The 15,810-nt window shown below is 43.4% G+C and carries 14 protein-coding genes; 5 read left to right on the top strand and 9 right to left on the bottom strand.

What is annotated here, in order from left to right; all coding sequences use genetic code 11:
• The 3 genes from ABJH64_RS16380 to ABJH64_RS16370 all read right to left on the bottom strand — a co-directional run bounded on the left by ABJH64_RS16380 (position 1) and on the right by ABJH64_RS16370 (position 3,827).
• Entirely contained in the window at positions 1-618 is a 618-nt protein-coding gene (locus tag ABJH64_RS16380; RefSeq protein ID WP_348275540.1) for a DUF4159 domain-containing protein, read from the bottom strand.
• Positions 619-850: 232 nt separating this feature from the next.
• On the bottom strand, positions 851-2,167 hold the full coding sequence (locus ABJH64_RS16375; protein ID WP_348275539.1) for a TldD/PmbA family protein: 1,317 nt from the start codon (positions 2,165-2,167) through the stop codon (positions 851-853).
• A gap of 16 nt (positions 2,168-2,183) precedes the next feature.
• Positions 2,184-3,827, bottom strand: coding sequence for a TldD/PmbA family protein (locus ABJH64_RS16370; protein WP_348275538.1), 1,644 nt, complete (start codon positions 3,825-3,827; stop codon positions 2,184-2,186).
• A 245-nt stretch (positions 3,828-4,072) separates the two neighbouring features.
• On the opposite strand from ABJH64_RS16370, the gene ABJH64_RS16365 reads away from it, so the two are divergent.
• On the top strand, positions 4,073-4,786 hold the full coding sequence (locus ABJH64_RS16365; protein WP_348275537.1) for a hypothetical protein: 714 nt from the start codon (positions 4,073-4,075) through the stop codon (positions 4,784-4,786).
• 22 nt (positions 4,787-4,808) lie between these two features.
• Here the strand turns inward: ABJH64_RS16365 and ABJH64_RS16360 are convergent, their stop codons facing one another.
• From ABJH64_RS16360 to ABJH64_RS16340, 5 genes are all read right to left on the bottom strand, one after another.
• Entirely contained in the window at positions 4,809-5,417 is a 609-nt protein-coding gene (locus ABJH64_RS16360; protein WP_348275536.1) for an alpha-ketoglutarate-dependent dioxygenase AlkB, read from the bottom strand.
• Between the two features lies 1 nt (position 5,418).
• A complete protein-coding gene (locus ABJH64_RS16355) occupies positions 5,419-6,273 on the bottom strand; it encodes a bifunctional helix-turn-helix domain-containing protein/methylated-DNA--[protein]-cysteine S-methyltransferase (RefSeq protein ID WP_348275535.1) in 855 nt (284 codons plus the stop codon).
• Between the two features lie 433 nt (positions 6,274-6,706).
• Positions 6,707-8,686, bottom strand: coding sequence for a M1 family metallopeptidase (locus tag ABJH64_RS16350; RefSeq protein ID WP_348275534.1), 1,980 nt, complete (start codon positions 8,684-8,686; stop codon positions 6,707-6,709).
• 179 nt (positions 8,687-8,865) lie between these two features.
• Positions 8,866-11,052, bottom strand: coding sequence for an acylase (locus ABJH64_RS16345; protein WP_348299122.1), 2,187 nt, complete (start codon positions 11,050-11,052; stop codon positions 8,866-8,868).
• Between the two features lie 91 nt (positions 11,053-11,143).
• The gene (locus tag ABJH64_RS16340) at positions 11,144-12,034 is read right to left on the bottom strand and encodes an aldo/keto reductase (protein ID WP_348277217.1); all 891 of its coding nucleotides are present in this window, start codon (positions 12,032-12,034) and stop codon (positions 11,144-11,146) included.
• 405 nt (positions 12,035-12,439) lie between these two features.
• Here ABJH64_RS16340 and pfkA point away from each other — a divergent pair, with 405 nt between their 5' ends.
• A complete protein-coding gene (gene pfkA, locus ABJH64_RS16335; protein ID WP_348277218.1) occupies positions 12,440-13,414 on the top strand; it encodes a 6-phosphofructokinase in 975 nt (324 codons plus the stop codon).
• Position 13,415: 1 nt separating this feature from the next.
• A complete protein-coding gene (locus ABJH64_RS16330) occupies positions 13,416-13,751 on the top strand; it encodes a hypothetical protein (protein WP_348277219.1) in 336 nt (111 codons plus the stop codon).
• Here ABJH64_RS16330 and miaA read toward each other — a convergent pair.
• Positions 13,739-14,647 carry a tRNA (adenosine(37)-N6)-dimethylallyltransferase MiaA gene (gene miaA / locus ABJH64_RS16325; RefSeq protein ID WP_348277220.1) on the bottom strand — a complete coding sequence of 303 codons (909 nt, stop codon included), beginning with the start codon at positions 14,645-14,647 and terminating at the stop codon, positions 13,739-13,741. The genes ABJH64_RS16330 and miaA overlap by 13 nt on opposite strands.
• A gap of 41 nt (positions 14,648-14,688) precedes the next feature.
• On the opposite strand from miaA, the gene ABJH64_RS16320 reads away from it, so the two are divergent.
• Together ABJH64_RS16320 and ABJH64_RS16315 are read left to right on the top strand one after the other, a co-directional pair.
• Positions 14,689-15,435: a response regulator gene (locus ABJH64_RS16320; protein WP_348277221.1), complete on the top strand. Its 747-nt coding sequence runs from the start codon at positions 14,689-14,691 to the stop codon at positions 15,433-15,435.
• The gene (locus ABJH64_RS16315) at positions 15,432-15,809 is read left to right on the top strand and encodes a response regulator (protein ID WP_348277222.1); all 378 of its coding nucleotides are present in this window, start codon (positions 15,432-15,434) and stop codon (positions 15,807-15,809) included. The genes ABJH64_RS16320 and ABJH64_RS16315 overlap by 4 nt, the downstream gene beginning before the upstream one ends.
• The last annotated feature ends 1 nt before the right edge of the window (position 15,810 follow it).

The raw sequence follows: 15,810 nt of genomic DNA, 5'->3' as shown, positions 1-15,810 counted from the left end.
TCAATGTGTTAATGCATAAACCACTAGGTTGACTCCAAACTTGGTGTTGTCAACCTTCAAAAAGCGCTTGTTTCTAAAATCATAATCCCACTCACATCCATAATCTTTATTACTATAAAGAACTCCTATTCTGCCATTTATGACTATAGCTTTCAAGTAATCATGAATCAGATCATCTCCCCATCCATTTAGCTCAAAGGAAGTAGCGGGAGGTCCATCTTCAAATTCAAAAAAGGCGGAATAAATTGGGTGGTTATTCGGAATTTTTTGGAGGGCATCTTCTCCAAAGCATTTGGCCATCTCAGCCTCGAAAGACTTGGCGAATAGGCCATCGATGTCGTGATTGCAATCGTCAGCAAATACAAAGCCTCCGTTTGCTACATAAGTCTTGAAGTTTTGCCGCTCTTCGCTGGAGAACTCCACTAGCTTATGACCTGAGATATAGCAAAAGGGGCTTTTGAAAATCTCCTTGCTGCTTAGCTCTACGACTTTTTCTTTTTCATCCACCGGTATAGTGGTGTACTCCACCAGAGAGTTCAGCAAATTGATCGGCATACGCTGATCCGTGTCCCAATTTCCGGAGTTGTATTTAATTCTGGTGAAAAAGAAGGGTTGCATTTTAGTTGGCTGTTATCATTCACGGGGATCAGTGTGCAGTCTCAAGTAATCAATCAGCAGCGTGCGTCATTGCGAGGATAAATTATAAGTTCGCTTTTAAAATATCCGATCCCTATCCGAAGCAATCTTTTCCCAATGAGTGATTCTTCTGTGACCTGAATACCGCAAACTGAAAACTCAGTAAACAATGAAACCTTCGAGGTTTGAAAAAAACCTCAAAGGTTAATCAATTTTAAACGGCGTCAGATAAGCTGGTGAAGGTAAAGTCCCGGATTTTCATCGCAGGGATCAGATCTCCTCCTACTCGCTGCTGTTGTCCAAGTGCTTCGATGTTATTTAGCATAATGATCGGACTTTCGTTGAAGCGGAAGTTCTTTACCGGGAATTTGATCTGGCCATTCTCGATGTAGAAAGTACCGTCACGTGTCAACCCTGTGTAAAGTAATGTCTGAGGATCTACCGCTCTGATGTACCAGAATCTTGTTACTAGAATTCCTCGCTCGGTACTTTTCACCATATCAGCGATGGATTGATCACCGCCAGCTATAATGACGCCACTTGGTCTTCCAGTAGGCTGTACTCCTTGCTTTTCTGCCCAGTAGCGGGAATAAAACATGTTTGTTACTGCTCCGTTTTCTACCCATTTCATAGGCTTCTGAGGAAATCCTTCTCCATCCCAAGGTGAACCTGGTATTAGTGCGTTCATTGGATCAGAGTAGATATTCACACGCTCGTCGAATAGCTTTTCACCCAGACGAGTTCCTCCACCTTTTTTGCTCAGGAAGCTTCTGCCTTCATCTGCACTTCTTGCATCCAAACTTCCTGTCAAAAGTCCCAATAGGTCTCCAGCAGCAGTGGGCTCCAAAATCACGGTGTATTTCCCCGGTTCAATTGCCTGAGCTTGCTGGGAGGCTTGAGCTTTCTGCATAGCAATGCTCGTAACCTCACGGGAGTTCAAAAGATTCACATCATTGAAATCGCGGATGGCGTAGCCAGACCCGGTGCCATCTTCCGTACGCACTGTAATAGAGAAATCTACGGATGTTCTCTTGTTGTAGCCAAAAAGGCCTTTGCTATTCCCTTGAGCCACAAAACCCGAGAAATCCTCTAAATACCCGGCAGAGACAAGATTCTTCTCACTGCTTGGTCCAATACTATCCGCCGCGATTTGTGCGCGTGTATCCGGTGTGATTTGATCGGTAGCAGGCACGAAAGTCTTGCTTTCTGCATATTGCTGAGGACCTAGCATCGGCATGTATTCCGGGTTCTCCGGCGCCAATTGCGCGATTTCCTCAGCTCTGGCTACGGCTTTTTTGAGCGATTCGTCGTCTAGTTCATTTATGCTCGATGAACCCGATTTCTTCCCATAGACGGATGTGACATTTAATCCTATTTCATTTGTCTCTCCACTGGTACTCACAGAGTTTCTCGCATAGCGAATATTCCCGGTTCTTCCACCGAAAATCGACACCTCGGTCTCATCAGCTTTTGCGTAGGACAGTACTTTATCTATAATTTGTTTTGCTTCTTCTTTAGTCAAAATGGCCATAATGCTTGAGTTGAGATTAAATATTTCTTCCTGTATTGATCACATTCACCCCGTCAAAACGGGTGGTAGAACTACCATGTGAGACGGCAGATGACTGGGAGGGCTGCCCTTTTCCATCAAAGAAAGATCCGAAGAAACGGTAGTCATCCTGATCACAAATCTGTGAACAAGAATTCCAGAATTCCTGAGTATTGGACTGGTAGGCCACGTCCTCAAGCATACCTACGATTTCGCCATTTTTGATTTCGTAGAATAATTGACCTCCGAACTGGAAGTTGTATCGCTGCTGATCGATTGAATAAGATCCACGGCCGAGGATGTAGATTCCTTTATCTACATTTTTGATCATGTCAGCAGGGCTTAGTTTCTCAGTGCCAGGACGTAATGATACGTTCGGCATGCGCTGGAATTGTACAGAACTCCAGTTGTCTGCAAAGCAGCAGCCGTGAGATTCCTTTTCTCCCAAAATACTCACCTGATCTCGGATTGCCTGGTAATTCACCAAAACGCCATTTTTGATCAGATCCCATTCTTTGGTTTTTACACCTTCGTCATCATAGCCTGTATTTCCCAAGGAGAAAGGTTGCGTCTTGTCTGCGACGATATTTACTTTATCAGAACCGTATTTGAAATCACCGGATTTCCATTTGTCCAAAGTGGCAAAGCTAGTTCCGGCATAGTTTGCCTCATAGCCAAGCACACGGTCAAGCTCAAGCGGGTGTCCTACTGATTCGTGAATCGTCAATCCCAAGTGATCAGGATCCAGCACCAAATCGTACTTGCCAGGGATCACAGATTTGGCAGAGATCTTTTCCCTCGCTTGCTTAGCTGCATCAGTAGCATCTTCTACGATATCGTAGGAATTTCTGTAGCTATTGAACCCCGCTGGATTCATTAGTTTATCTTCTGCCAGTCCGTCCATGTACTCGTACCCCATTCCCATCGGCGCGCTGAGTGCCTGACGAGTTCGGAATCCGCCAGATTCCTTATTCACCGCTGTCACCGAGAAAGTCGGCCAGATTCTATGGATGTCCTGATCGATATAGGATCCATCGGTGGAAGCAAAGTACTTTTGCTCATTGATCATGAAAAGTGAAGAATTGACAAACGCTGCTCCGTTGTCGATTGCAGCATTATTGGCCTTGAGAAGCAAGTCAATCTTCTCCTTCACCGGAACTTCCAACGCATTCTTTTTAATTGGTGTGTTCCATGTCACTTCCCCATGTCCTGGCTCAGGTGCAAGCTCAACAGGTTCTTTCTGAAGTTTTGAATTAGCTTTTGCGATAGCCACAGCAGTTTCTGCGCATAGCTTGATACCGTCTGGGGAAACATCTGAGGTGGATGAGAAGCCCCAGGTTCCATTGGCTATCACTCGGATACCAACTCCAAAAGTCTCTCCATTGGAAATTCCCTGGACGTTTTTGTCACGGGTGAAAACATTCTGTCTAAGGTATCTACCGATTCTCACATCGGTGTATGTGGCTCCTTTTGCCCTTGCTGCATTTAAAGCGATATCGGCGAGCACTTTTTTAGCGGCAGGGTCCATGCCCGGCACGAGCAGCTGCTCGGCTGAGACAGGATTGCCCATCATGAATAGCCCGGAGGTGGCTAGGGCACCGAGCCCCAATCCGGATCGTTGGATAAAATCTCTTCTTTTCAATTGACCTTCTGGTTAAAGTTTATGGTTTATATTCTTTTCAAAGTACTGCTATCCTCGGATTAAGAAAAATAAAAATACAGACTCGGTAAAATATCAGGGTGCAAATTGAAAAATACCTGTTGACCACTAGCGTTTCTCTGATTTATGAACCTCTGCATTCAAAATCCGAAAGATTTAACCGAGGCATTTTTTTTCCTACCTGGTGCTTAGATCGACGAACTAAAAATTTTAGTATGTTAGTGCTGATGAAAAAGCCTTTCTTATTTCTCTTTCTCTTTTTGCTATTCCAGAATTCATTTAGCCAAAGCATCGATTCTGCGTTGCTGAAAAATGTACTCACTCAATTAGAAATTGAAGAAGTCAACTGCTTCATACCTCTAGTCAGCTCTCTTGAAATCCCAAATGATGAAATAATCGTGGTTATACCTGAAATAGTAGAATCAGGAGAAGGATATATGGCACTGAACAGTCATATTCTGATTGTAAATAATGCGAATGGGGTGATCAAATCAAGCTTTTATAAACAAAAAGCCTGGTATTCCGATGCATTGAAAATCAATAAACTTAAAGTCAGTTACCAACCTTTTAAGCTAAATCCTAATTCTGAAACCATTGGAATTACGCTACATTATACTGGAAGCAGTAGGTTAAATCCAGTAGAAATTGAGGAGCTAAGTTTGTATGTGAGGAATGGAAAAAAAATACAGCTGATTTTAGAGAATTACGCCATCCAAAGTCAACATGGAGAGACTGACGGAAGGTCAAGTGGAGAGTTTCAGGAACATAAAAAGCGAATTGAACCAAGTTCAGTTATAACAAATAGGTTTGTTGATTTGGTGGTTAAGGACTCGATATCCAATTACCAAGTAATAAATGGAGAAAGGAAAAACATCGTCAAAAGGCTAGAAACTGAAGTTTTGAACTATGAAAAGGGTGAATACAAAAAGGCCCATAATTAAAAACCGAGGCCAATATAAACGCTTACTTCACAATCGTCCGAAAGGTCAAATTCACCCTTGGCTTCGAGACTAACTTGGTGGGTGGCAAGCGGTGAAGCCAATGAGTTTGAGTAGTTCCTTTCATTACTAGCAGACTACCATTTTCCAAAACCTGCGAAACAGTTTCTTTCGACTCCTTATGCTTGAAGGCAAATTTCCGCTCTGCCCCAAAACTAACCGAAGCTATTGCACCATTCTTTTTCAGATCTTTCTCTCCATCGCTGTGCCAAGCCATCCCTTCGCTCCCATTGTGGTACAAATTCAGCAAACAAGAATTAAAGGTTTCGCCTGACTTTTTCTCAATCAATTTTTTGAGTGCGAGCAGTTCGGAGGTCCATGGCAAGGCTGTCTTCGTGTTATTAGAATAGGTGTATTCATATGGCTTATCACCATACCAAGCCACTTTTCGCTTGGTTTCTATGCGTTTCCCAAAAATATAAGCCACATCATTCTCCCACTGAATCTCAGTCAAAAGATAATTTAGATAGCCATTTGCACTGGTCGGCGCCATGATTTTTCCATAATAATTCACCGTACCCTCACGAGGTAACAAGTTTGGCATTTCGTCAGAAATCTGATTGAATAAGTCCATGCTAGTTTTTTGTTTCCTGTATTCTTTGTGCTGCTTCCCAACCTATCAAGGCTGATTTACGAGTCATTCCCCACATGTATCCACCGAGTTTTCCGCCGGACTGAATCACGCGATGACAGGGAATCAGGAACGCCACGGGATTACTCCCAATCGCCGTTCCAACGGCTCGGGAAGCATTAGAGTTATCCAATTCCGCCGCGATAGAACCGTATGTTGTTAGATTTCCCATGGGGATTTTTAGCAAAGCATCCCATACTTTCAATTGAAAAGGGCTTCCATGGAGATGCAACTTGATCAGATTTACTTTGTTCCAATCTTGGCGGAAAAACTGAATTGCTGATTGTTGAACTAAGTCCAGCTCGTGGAAATAGTTAGCCTTAGGAAAGCGGGCTTTCATCTTAATTAGTGCCTCTGCTTCATTCTCAAAAAAAGCTAGATGACAAATGCCTATTTGAGTGGAAGCGACGATGATTGGTCCAAATGGAGTTTCGGAGAGGCTGTACTTAATCTGAAGCCTTTCTCCCCCATTTTTAAACTCGCCCGGAGTCATCCCCTCTATTTTCACAAACAGATCATGAAGTCTTCCTGTGCCAGAAAGTCCTGTTTCCTGAGCTGCCTCGAAAAGCGTGGCCTCTTTGCCTTGCAAAAGCTCTTTGGCATATTCGATGCTGAGGAATTGCATGAATTTCTTTGGGCTCACACCTGCCCAATCGCTAAACATCCGCTGAAAATGATAAGGACTCAGATGGACTTGATCTGCGATTTCTTCCAAGGAAGGCTGATTCTTGAAGTTAGCCTGAATGTAAATAATAGCTTCGGCAATGCGTTGGTAATTGATGGATGGGCTTTCGGACATGATCTGAAGAAAGGATTATCCAAAAGTAAGGTCATTGAGAAAATCGCCAAACCCGATTCTTGCGGAGTTGGAGAAATTAAGTTAGTAGAGGAAAAATAAATAGCCGCAGAACCGCTGTGGACGCTAAAGTTTTCGCTTAGGAGGTATATGATAATTGATCGTGCCGTTGGCATCTTTTGGTTACTGTTTTAATCAAGAACTCAGAATTGCATACTGGGCTTTCTAAGTGCCAATGTTGTAAAAAAAATCCCGAAGCTGTTTTGGTAAATACTGGACAACTTAAATTGGAAATGGGGCGAAAAATGTTTGGCCTCTACTGACAAAATCTGTCTTCTGCTTAACCATAAACCAGTTGCACTCTCCGCGAAAAACTCCGAGTTATTGTAGGTAAAAAAAAATGAGGCCATTTTGAGCCTCATTTTTTGTTTAATACTTATCTAGGCCAAACATTGTCAGCCGTGTCTTTATCAGGAAAACGACGATGTGGATCCAACGTGATTTTTTTGATTTTCCCATCTCCTAAATCCATCACCGCATCAAAAGTTCGGCTACCGTCAAACCAAACCGTAACGGGCCAAGTAAACTCAACTGTCGTATCGTTGACTTTTTTAGCATTTGGTATTTTGATGTCCGCTGCACCTTCAAACTCCACTTGCAATACCACAGGTGACGGCATTTCTCCAGCCTGATGAACAGTCACGGTAGTTTTTCCATTTGAAGTGGTTACATTTTGAATAGATCCTTCAACAGATTCTGTGGTGAACAACCAGTAATACCAAAACCACTCCAGATTTTGCCCCAACTCCTGATTCATAAAGAACATATAATCCCACGGTGAAGGATGCTTAAATGCCCATGTCTCCGTGTACTTTTTCATCGCATTGATCACAGCCTCATCCCCCACTATTCCACCAAGCATGGATAGCATCAAAGGAGTTTTTTGATAGGTCTGGAAACCGTACATCATTCCAGCATCGTTGGCACTCCACATCAATGGGGCTTCGTCTTCCATACCGCTGATTCGGCCATAGCTTTGTCCCAAACCATCCAAATTATAATCCACTCCTCTGCTATCAGCCGCAGACAGGATATTCATGTATTGGTTGAATCCTTCATCCATCCAGCCGTAGCGCGTCTCGTTAGTTCCTACCATCATCGGCCACCATTGATGCGCCGCCTCATGATCCGCTGCTCCTTGATTGGAATTGATCACCATCGGATATTCCATCCCGGCGCTGGGACCGTCTTGTAGGGTCAGTTGGGGAAAAGGATACGGTGCCCAAAGTTTGGAATAGAATTCCAACGCATGTTTGGTGTTTTCACCAGCTTTTTCAAAAAGCTTAGCTCTCTCCGGAATAAAAACCATGTAAATCGGCACAGGGCCTTTACCCGGAATAGCTGCTTTGGTAGCCTTCCAAATAAACCTATCCGATGTCGCCCAAGCAAAATCATTTACTTTATCTGCCTTAAACCTCCAAGTCAATTGATCTCCAGCTTTGGTCGCTTTACCTGGACCTTTTTCCGCTTCACTCACCAGCGTCACCTCTCCTTCAGCCTTCAATACATTAGCAAATCTCTCCGCTACTTCAGGTGTAAGCACTTCGGTGGGATTTTGCAAAACACCCGTTCCGGTCACGATCCACCCTGCCGGTACGGTGAGAGACACATCATAGCTTCCGAAATTATTGTGAAATTCAGCCGGACCTAAGTACAAACTCGTCTCCCAACCGCGAAGGTCATCGAACTTCGCCAATCTCGGGAACCACTGCGTAGGCTGGAACAACGTACTGTCAAATCGCTGCGTCATTCTATGCCCTCTACCATTGTCTCCACCTGGCAATTTGGTATGCCAGTCGATCTCCACTTCGGCGGTAGTTCCCGCTTTGATAGGATCTACTAGCGAGATAGTCGCTACCGTACTTTGCAAACCTCTTACGCTAAGTGCTGGTGGATCATTTCTTCGGCGAGGCGCCGGGTTCAAGTCCACTTGTTGCCCAGCAACTTTGATCGCAGTCACAACCATTCCTTCTGTGTTTTCCGCTGGTACAGAAGTACCTCGAGGCACATCTCCCCGGAACACATTATGATCCAATCGAAGAACGATGGAAGTCATATCTTCTTTGCTATTATTATGTACAAGGATTTTCTCAGACCCTGTGATCGTCTGGGTGCTTGGATCTAAGGTGGCTTTGATCGTAAAATCCGTCTCTAGCTGCCAATAATTAGGGCCTGGCTTTCCAGTGAAATTTCTAGATCCTTCCTCAAAAGCCTTTCGGATGGAATTAGTCATCGGAACATCCTGACGAATCACCCGAGTATCTGTCTCTACAGTAGTTCGAAGTGGTTTAAGAGTTTCTTGCTGTGCAAAAGCCACAGAAGTGCTCAGGAGCATGAAAAGGAGTATTTTTCTCATAAGTATTGGTGGGTAATATTCGATTTGAAAAACTTATTTAATCAAACTATAGAAAGACTATTCTATGGACTTGATCAGTTGATGAGTTGATTTTTGTTATACTTACAATTTACGCTTTATAAATAAGACCTTCGAGGTTTCAGAAAGGTCAAAAACTGAATGCTGCGACTGATCACTACCTACTCCCTTCTCCCCGGCACATATTTCTCCTTCATCCTAGCTTCCACATCTTCTCGGTAAAATGCTACGTCTTTGAACTTCCCATCCACATAATCTTGTGTTTGGTCGTAGAAATGAGGAGAATTTGGATCAGAACTCTGACCACCAGCGAGGATAGATTTGGCTTTCACTTTCTCCCCAAACTCTACCGCAGCCACAAAGCTATTTCCTCTGTACCCATACAATCGCTTCGTTCCGGGGAAGGTTTTGGCACCAAAAGCAGCCAACGCTCCCCAAGTACCAGAGGCTAATCCCACCGGCGTATAATCTTTGGAATCATCAAATGGCAAATCAATTTCCCCAGTCAAGCGCTGGAAACGGTTGATCTCAGACCAAGGAGTATTCCAAGTACCAAAGTCAGCGTTCATTTCCTCCAGTGTTTTGGCAAAAGTAGCTAGGAGTTCAGAAGACGAAGGGTTAGGAATTCGCGTGTTTTCATCTTGATTGAAAGCCAGCAGGTTGTTGATATTCCCGTGATTCCGCATGAAATTCAATCCAAAAAAATGCGCCAAAGACATCGCCACTGACTCTTTGGAAGTACGATAATCCCAGTTTTCCAAAACTTTAATTGCCTCCGTCAACTGAGGATCCCCTATACCTTTTTGCTCGTAAGCTTTGAGCAGCATAGGGACAATGACCTCGAAAGCTGGCAAATAGGGATCATACGCTAATTCTATCAACCCATCCAAGCTCAATCCAGACGTTGCATTCAACACTTTCATGGCATGAATCCCTCGGTAATTCTCCTGGTCTGGCGCCATGTAAAACGGAAAATCTTCCTTCTTTGGGCTAAATTCCCCAGCGGCAGTGAACGGCGTGGAATTACAGTTTTGAATCCAGCCTGTACCAGGATTCAGGATCAGGATGGATTCATCTACCGTATGCAATCCCTGCCAGTCTGAGTTGGGATCGGAGCCATCCACTGGTTCGGAAAAGTCAAATCCCTCGTTTCTTTTGGGAATAAAATTCCCGTGGTAGTATGCAATGTTTCCTTCCGAATCTGCGAAAACCGTATTGTTGGAAGAGTTGGTACGGATATCCATCATCTTTTTGAACTCGTCGTGATTGTTCAGTTTGGTGCGGGTGAAACTCTGTATTAAGGCATTAACTGGATCCCAATTAATTTTGGTAGCCACCCATTTATCGTCTTTTTTATGTGTGATCGGACCATGATGAGTTCTATAGAGAGTAAAAGGTCTCTCTTTCAGATCAGAGCCTTCTTTGTATTTAATCGAAACCTGAAATTCCTCCACCGCCCGGCTTTCATCACCATACTGGTATTCATACTTCCCATTTTTTTCAGTCACCTCTTCTACAAATTCATCAATAAAGTCCACCTGCGTGGAAGTGTGCATCCAGCCTGTTTTCTCATTGAATCCCTGATAAACGAAAAACTGCCCCCAAGTCACCGCTCCATAAGCATTCAACCCTTCTTCGCTCACCACATGAACTTCTGGTCTGAAATAGAATGAGGTATGTGGATTGATAAGTAGCATGGCATTGCCAGAAGCGGTCATTTTACCATTGATAGCGATTCCATTCGAGCCTTTTGGTTCATCAAGTAGGGCTTCTTTTTCCATTTCTAATGAATTCAAAGCCATGACATCAGGCTCATTGGCAGAATAAAAAGCTCTAATCCCTCGCGTAGGAATCTGCTCAATATCGCCCCCAATAGAACCTTCGCTAAAGAACATCGGCATCCAAGGCTCATACCTCGTGATCACCTGTGGCGTTACCTCTGGGTGGGTAGCCAAATAATAATTCACTCCGTCGGCAAATGCTACACAAAGTTCCTTCAGCCAATCCGGTGCTGACTCGTAGGCTGCTTTAGCTTCCGATTCAGTCATGTAGAGATTAGCGCGAAGATCAGAATAAATCGCCTCTACCCCTTCCAACTCAGCCAATCGACCCGTCGCCCAAATGTAATTCCGCTCTACTCGTCTGAAGTCATCTTCGCACTGAGCATACAGCAATCCGAAGACTGCATCGGCATCGCTTTTTCCATAAATATGTGGAATACCGTAGTCATCTCGAAGAATCTCCACTCGGCTGGCTGTATCTTCCCAGCGTTCCGCCTCAGTAAGTTCCCTAGGTTCACAAGACCAAATAAGAATGGGCAATACTAAAAGTAACAGTCTGTACTTCATACTTGGGTTTTTTAAAGATTGGGTAAATTAAGATAGGGTAAAATAAACTGAGCCAAAATAGGCTATTTGAAGCGTCCTGACAATTGGAATTTTATCGGTGTTGTTTGTATTGGTTCAACGGTAATTGTGCAATGATTTCTTTCATAGTCTCTTCCGAAATCATCTCATGTTGCTGATAAGCAAAGGTCATTTTCTCTACCTGTTCCACCGAGCTTGCACCGATCACCAGTGATCCCACAGCCTTCTGTCTCAGGCCAAATCGGATCAAAAAAGCTTCAGGAAGCAATCCTGTATCTGCTATTAACTCACGGACTTTCTTCACTTCTTCTACAGTAAAATCCAAATAAGGTTCAGCTGACTTGTTGATCAAAAGGCCTTTTGCAAAGGTTCCACGAACCAAAACACGCGTATCAGTTTCGGCAATTAGAGGAAAAGCCGTCTCCTCTGGTCTGCGATCCAGAGGACTGTATTGCATCATAATGGTGGCAGGCGGATACATTTCCAGGACTTTACGAATTACGTTCGGACGAATAGAAGAAATTCCGAATGCCCGGATTTTACCTTGGCTTTTCAGAATTTCAAATGCCTCGAGCGTCTCTTCCCATGGATCCTCGAGCGTGCCTCCGTGCAGCTGGTAGAGATCAAGGTAGTCCGTCTGCAATCTACTCAGGCTATCTTCTGCGGCTTTGAGAATGTACGATTTTCTCGGATTCCAGTCCCAGCCACTTCCATCTTCCCTCCACTGATTCCCAACTTTGGAAGCCAAAACCACCTCCCTTCTCTTGCCCTTAATCACAGCCCCCACTATTTCTTCATTTAAGCCTTTTTGGTACAAATCCGCCGTATCTAGAAAATTTATACCTCCGGAAAGAGCCGCGTCAATAATTCTTCGATCTTCTTTCAAACTGCCTTTCAGTGACATGCAACCCAAGGCAATACGGCTAATTTCAAAATCTAATGCTGGTGTTTTTAATTTTTCCATTTGCCCAAATTCACATTATTGAAGGAGGAATTCAAATTCTTGTCAAATTCTCCCTCTATTAAAAGTTTACGTGTATATCTGCTTTGACACCAGTGAAGAGCTTAATGTAAAATAAGATTAGGTCAACTTAAGGGTTCTCCACTTCGGTCACTGGACCTCGGACTTCTGTCCGATTGAGCAAGGGAATTTTAGATACTGGCAAGATTTCGGAGAATCATAAAAGTTTAATAATCTAAGAAACGTAAAGCATTCTTTCTATAATCCCTATTTTTGACATTCTAAACCTATAGGCAGGAAATCAAGCAAAGCTCGAAGTGGGAGAACATTCAGCTAAAAAGTTGTTGTATATGCTACCGACGGAGTAATTGCTTTCGATCAGAATGCAGGACAACAGTAATTAGACCTATGAAAAAAATAGCAGTTTTTACCTCTGGAGGAGATAGTCCAGGCATGAATGCATGCGTGCGAGCCGTAGTGCGCACGGCCATCTTCAGAGGATTGGAAGTATATGGTATCTATCACGGCTATGAAGGCATGATAGATGGAAACATCAAGCGCTTGCAATCGCACTCCGTCAGTAATATCGTGCAGCGCGGAGGAACGATTCTGAAGTCTGCACGCTCTATGGAATTCAAAACAACCGAAGGCAGAAAAAAAGCTTACGAAAATCTAAAGGAGCATGGCATAGAGGGACTGGTGGCGATCGGCGGGGATGGCACCTTCACTGGGGCAAAAGTTTTTTTTGAAGAATACGGAATTCCTACAGTAGGCTGTCCAGGTACGATAGACAATGACCTCTACGGCACGGACTATACGATTGGTTTTGATACGGCTGTGAATACGGCGCTGGAAGCCATCGATAAAATCCGAGACACAGCGGCAGCTCACGACAGGATTTTCTTCATAGAAGTGATGGGAAGGGATGCTGGATTTATCGCGGTAGAGTCAGGAATCGGTGGTGGAGCTGAATTTGTGATGGTACCCGAGACCCAAACCGATCTAGACGTAGTGGTAAAATCTCTGAAGAATCTCAGGAAAAGTAAATCTTCCAGTATAATCGTGGTAGCAGAGGGTGACGACGCAGGGAATGCTCAGACTATCATGGAAAAGGTAAAAACCAAACTGAATGATCCAACAAAAGACTTTAAAGTAACGACCCTCGGACACATACAGCGTGGAGGAAATCCAACAGCCAGAGACAGAGTATTAGCTAGTCGTTGTGGCATGGCAGCTGTAGAAGGCCTTCTAGCCGGTCAACAATTTCACATGGCTGGAGTTGTAAATCAGCAGGTGGTTTATACCAGCTTTGAAGATTGCATCGGCAGAACCAAACCGCTTATCGACGATCACCTGAAATTAATGAAAATCTTAAGTATATAAGATGGGATTCATACCTCTATTTATCATGCTGGGAGCCGGGGGGCTCCTATTTTTCCTTACTGTGAAAAATGCGCTGCTACGCAAACTAAACCTTCAGAAAGAATTGCTCTTTGAATTGAACGCGCTTAATCCAGAGCTCGGGTTTTTGGTTGGTGATTTATCTGATCCTGACTTATTGACTCAGGAACTAAAGAGCAAGAAGCTAGAAAAAAAGACTGCTGAAAAAGCACTTGCCATCCTGCGCGACCTGAAAGTCAATCGTATTCAATACAATTCCCTCTTGAAAAAACCACCATACAATTGGGTAGGAAATATTGCCCGCTTTCAAGAAATCTGAGTTAGAATGTAGGCTAAAACTCCCGCCTGATCATCTGGCGCAAACCAACGAATCGATTCGTCCCGCTTGAACCAAGTCATTTGTCTTTTGGCGTAGCGTCTGGAATTTCTTTTGAGCAAACGAATCGCTTCCTCTTTGTCATACTTCCCTTCCAAAAATCCGAAGATCTCCGAATAACCGACTGTCTGTAGTGCATTGAGCTTTCTTTTCCCAAAAAGCGCATCAGCCTCATCAAATAAGCCAGCGGCAATCATCTGATCCATTCGCTGATCTATCCTCGCATACAGTTCCTGGCGTTCTCTCTCTAAACCGATTTTTATCACCTTGAAAGGCCTTTCCCGGTGAGACTTCACTCGAAAAGTGCTGAATTTCTTACCAGTGCCGCGCCAGATTTCCAAGGCTCTCATCAGTCGCTGCGGATTCTTTTGATCTACTTTCGCAAAGTATTCAGGATCATTTTTTTTTACCTCATTTTGCAAAAAGGCCAAGCCCTTTTCCTCATATTCCTGAATAATCTGCTGTCTGATTTCTGGGGAAACTTCCGGCATCTCATCCAAACCATGCACCACGGCATCAGCAAATAAGCCCGACCCACCCGTCATGATCACCACTTGGTGAGAGGAGAACAATCTCTCCAGTAAAGCCAAACTCTCCCGTTCGTACCTCCGCACATCATAATCTTGCGCTATAGAAAGTGAGTTGATGAAGTGATGTGGGACCTGTTCCAATTCCTCCTGAGAAGGCTTAGCGGTCCCCAGATTCATCTCACGATAAAACTGCCTGCTGTCGCAAGAGACAATTTCAGTCTTGAATTTTTTGGCTAGTTTTAGACAAAGATCAGTCTTGCCGACGGCTGTGGGTCCCACGACTAGAACTAAGTAAGATGGAATGGACAAAATGATATTAGTTGGCTGATGCAAAAATCCAAAGTAAAGGAATGAAAAGCAAAAAGGTATTGATCGTAGAAAGTAATGACTTGAATCGCAAGTTATTTGAAACTTTGATCGGTCAATTATACAGTTTTGAAGCTGTGAAAAGTGGTAGGGAAGCTGTGAGCAAAGCTTCTCACGAAAAGTTTGACCTGATCCTCATGGACGTGCAGATGCCTGAAGTGGATGGCATTACTACTTTTAAGACAATAAGGCGTCAGTCAACAAATCATTGTCCCATCCTGGCAGTGAGCAGCTATACAGGAGAGTCTGCCAAAAGCTGCTTTCAAGAGCTGGGATTCGTTGACTTGATCACCAAACCTATTCGACCTAAGGAATTTTTGGCCACCATCTTTAATCATTTAAAAGAGGAAAGCAAAAATCCGAAAAGGGCAACCGTGCCAAAACTGGAAATTTTGGATCAAACAGTAGTAGAACACCTCCTGAAGTACAATGCAATCCCTATGATCAAATCTATTTACGATGATTTTTTGGTAGAATTTGATCACTTGATCCAAGGGATTGACAAAGCTTTTCTAGAAAAAAGCGACCAAATCATTCTTGAAAATCTGCATACGCTCAAAGGTAATTCGGGATCCTTGGGCGCCAATGCCATCTATTTTCATTCCGAACAGGCTGATTCATTTACCCGATCACAGGATTGGGATTCTTTAGGTGAAGCACTAAGAATTCTAAAAAATGAGCGTATTATATTTGAAAATTATCTTAAAGAAGAAACTACTTTTAAACTATGAATGACCCAAAAAAAATTCTTGTAGGGGAAGACAGTTCAGTGATTATCAACTTGACTAAGAGTATTCTTTCTTTTGAGAACTATCAAATGAAAGCAGCCAAAAATGGCAAGCAAGTGTTGGAATTGTTGGAAAAAGAAGAATTTGACCTTATTCTGATGGATCTCAACATGCCTATATTAGATGGTGCTTCCTGCACTAAAATGATTCGGGAAATGGAAGATCCCGTCAAATCAAAACTTCCAATCATCGCTATCTCTGGAAATATGAATAATTATACCATGGATGAATTCAGAAAAATGGGCTTTGATGACTTCATTCAAAAACCCCTGAACTACGACAAATTATTAGCAACTGTAAAGAAAATTTTAGGCTGAG

The organism is Algoriphagus sp. (assembly GCF_039969895.1).
GTDB lineage: Bacteria > Bacteroidota > Bacteroidia > Cytophagales > Cyclobacteriaceae > Algoriphagus.
Note: the sequence above shows the minus strand (reverse complement) of the source record. Positions and strands in the feature narration are given on the sequence as shown.

Excerpts from the sequence above, each read along its gene's own strand:
- ABJH64_RS16380 (WP_348275540.1), bottom strand. The coding sequence starts at position 618 with ATGCAACCCTTCTTTTTCACCAGAATTAAATACAACTCCGGAAATTGG.
- ABJH64_RS16375 (WP_348275539.1), bottom strand. The coding sequence starts at position 2,167 with ATGGCCATTTTGACTAAAGAAGAAGCAAAACAAATTATAGATAAAGTA.
- ABJH64_RS16365 (WP_348275537.1), top strand. The coding sequence starts at position 4,073 with ATGAAAAAGCCTTTCTTATTTCTCTTTCTCTTTTTGCTATTCCAGAAT.
- ABJH64_RS16360 (WP_348275536.1), bottom strand. The coding sequence starts at position 5,417 with ATGGACTTATTCAATCAGATTTCTGACGAAATGCCAAACTTGTTACCT.
- ABJH64_RS16355 (WP_348275535.1), bottom strand. The coding sequence starts at position 6,273 with ATGTCCGAAAGCCCATCCATCAATTACCAACGCATTGCCGAAGCTATT.
- ABJH64_RS16350 (WP_348275534.1), bottom strand. The coding sequence starts at position 8,686 with ATGAGAAAAATACTCCTTTTCATGCTCCTGAGCACTTCTGTGGCTTTT.
- ABJH64_RS16345 (WP_348299122.1), bottom strand. The coding sequence starts at position 11,052 with ATGAAGTACAGACTGTTACTTTTAGTATTGCCCATTCTTATTTGGTCT.
- ABJH64_RS16340 (WP_348277217.1), bottom strand. The coding sequence starts at position 12,034 with ATGGAAAAATTAAAAACACCAGCATTAGATTTTGAAATTAGCCGTATT.
- pfkA (WP_348277218.1), top strand. The coding sequence starts at position 12,440 with ATGAAAAAAATAGCAGTTTTTACCTCTGGAGGAGATAGTCCAGGCATG.
- ABJH64_RS16330 (WP_348277219.1), top strand. The coding sequence starts at position 13,416 with ATGGGATTCATACCTCTATTTATCATGCTGGGAGCCGGGGGGCTCCTA.
- ABJH64_RS16320 (WP_348277221.1), top strand. The coding sequence starts at position 14,689 with ATGAAAAGCAAAAAGGTATTGATCGTAGAAAGTAATGACTTGAATCGC.
- ABJH64_RS16315 (WP_348277222.1), top strand. The coding sequence starts at position 15,432 with ATGAATGACCCAAAAAAAATTCTTGTAGGGGAAGACAGTTCAGTGATT.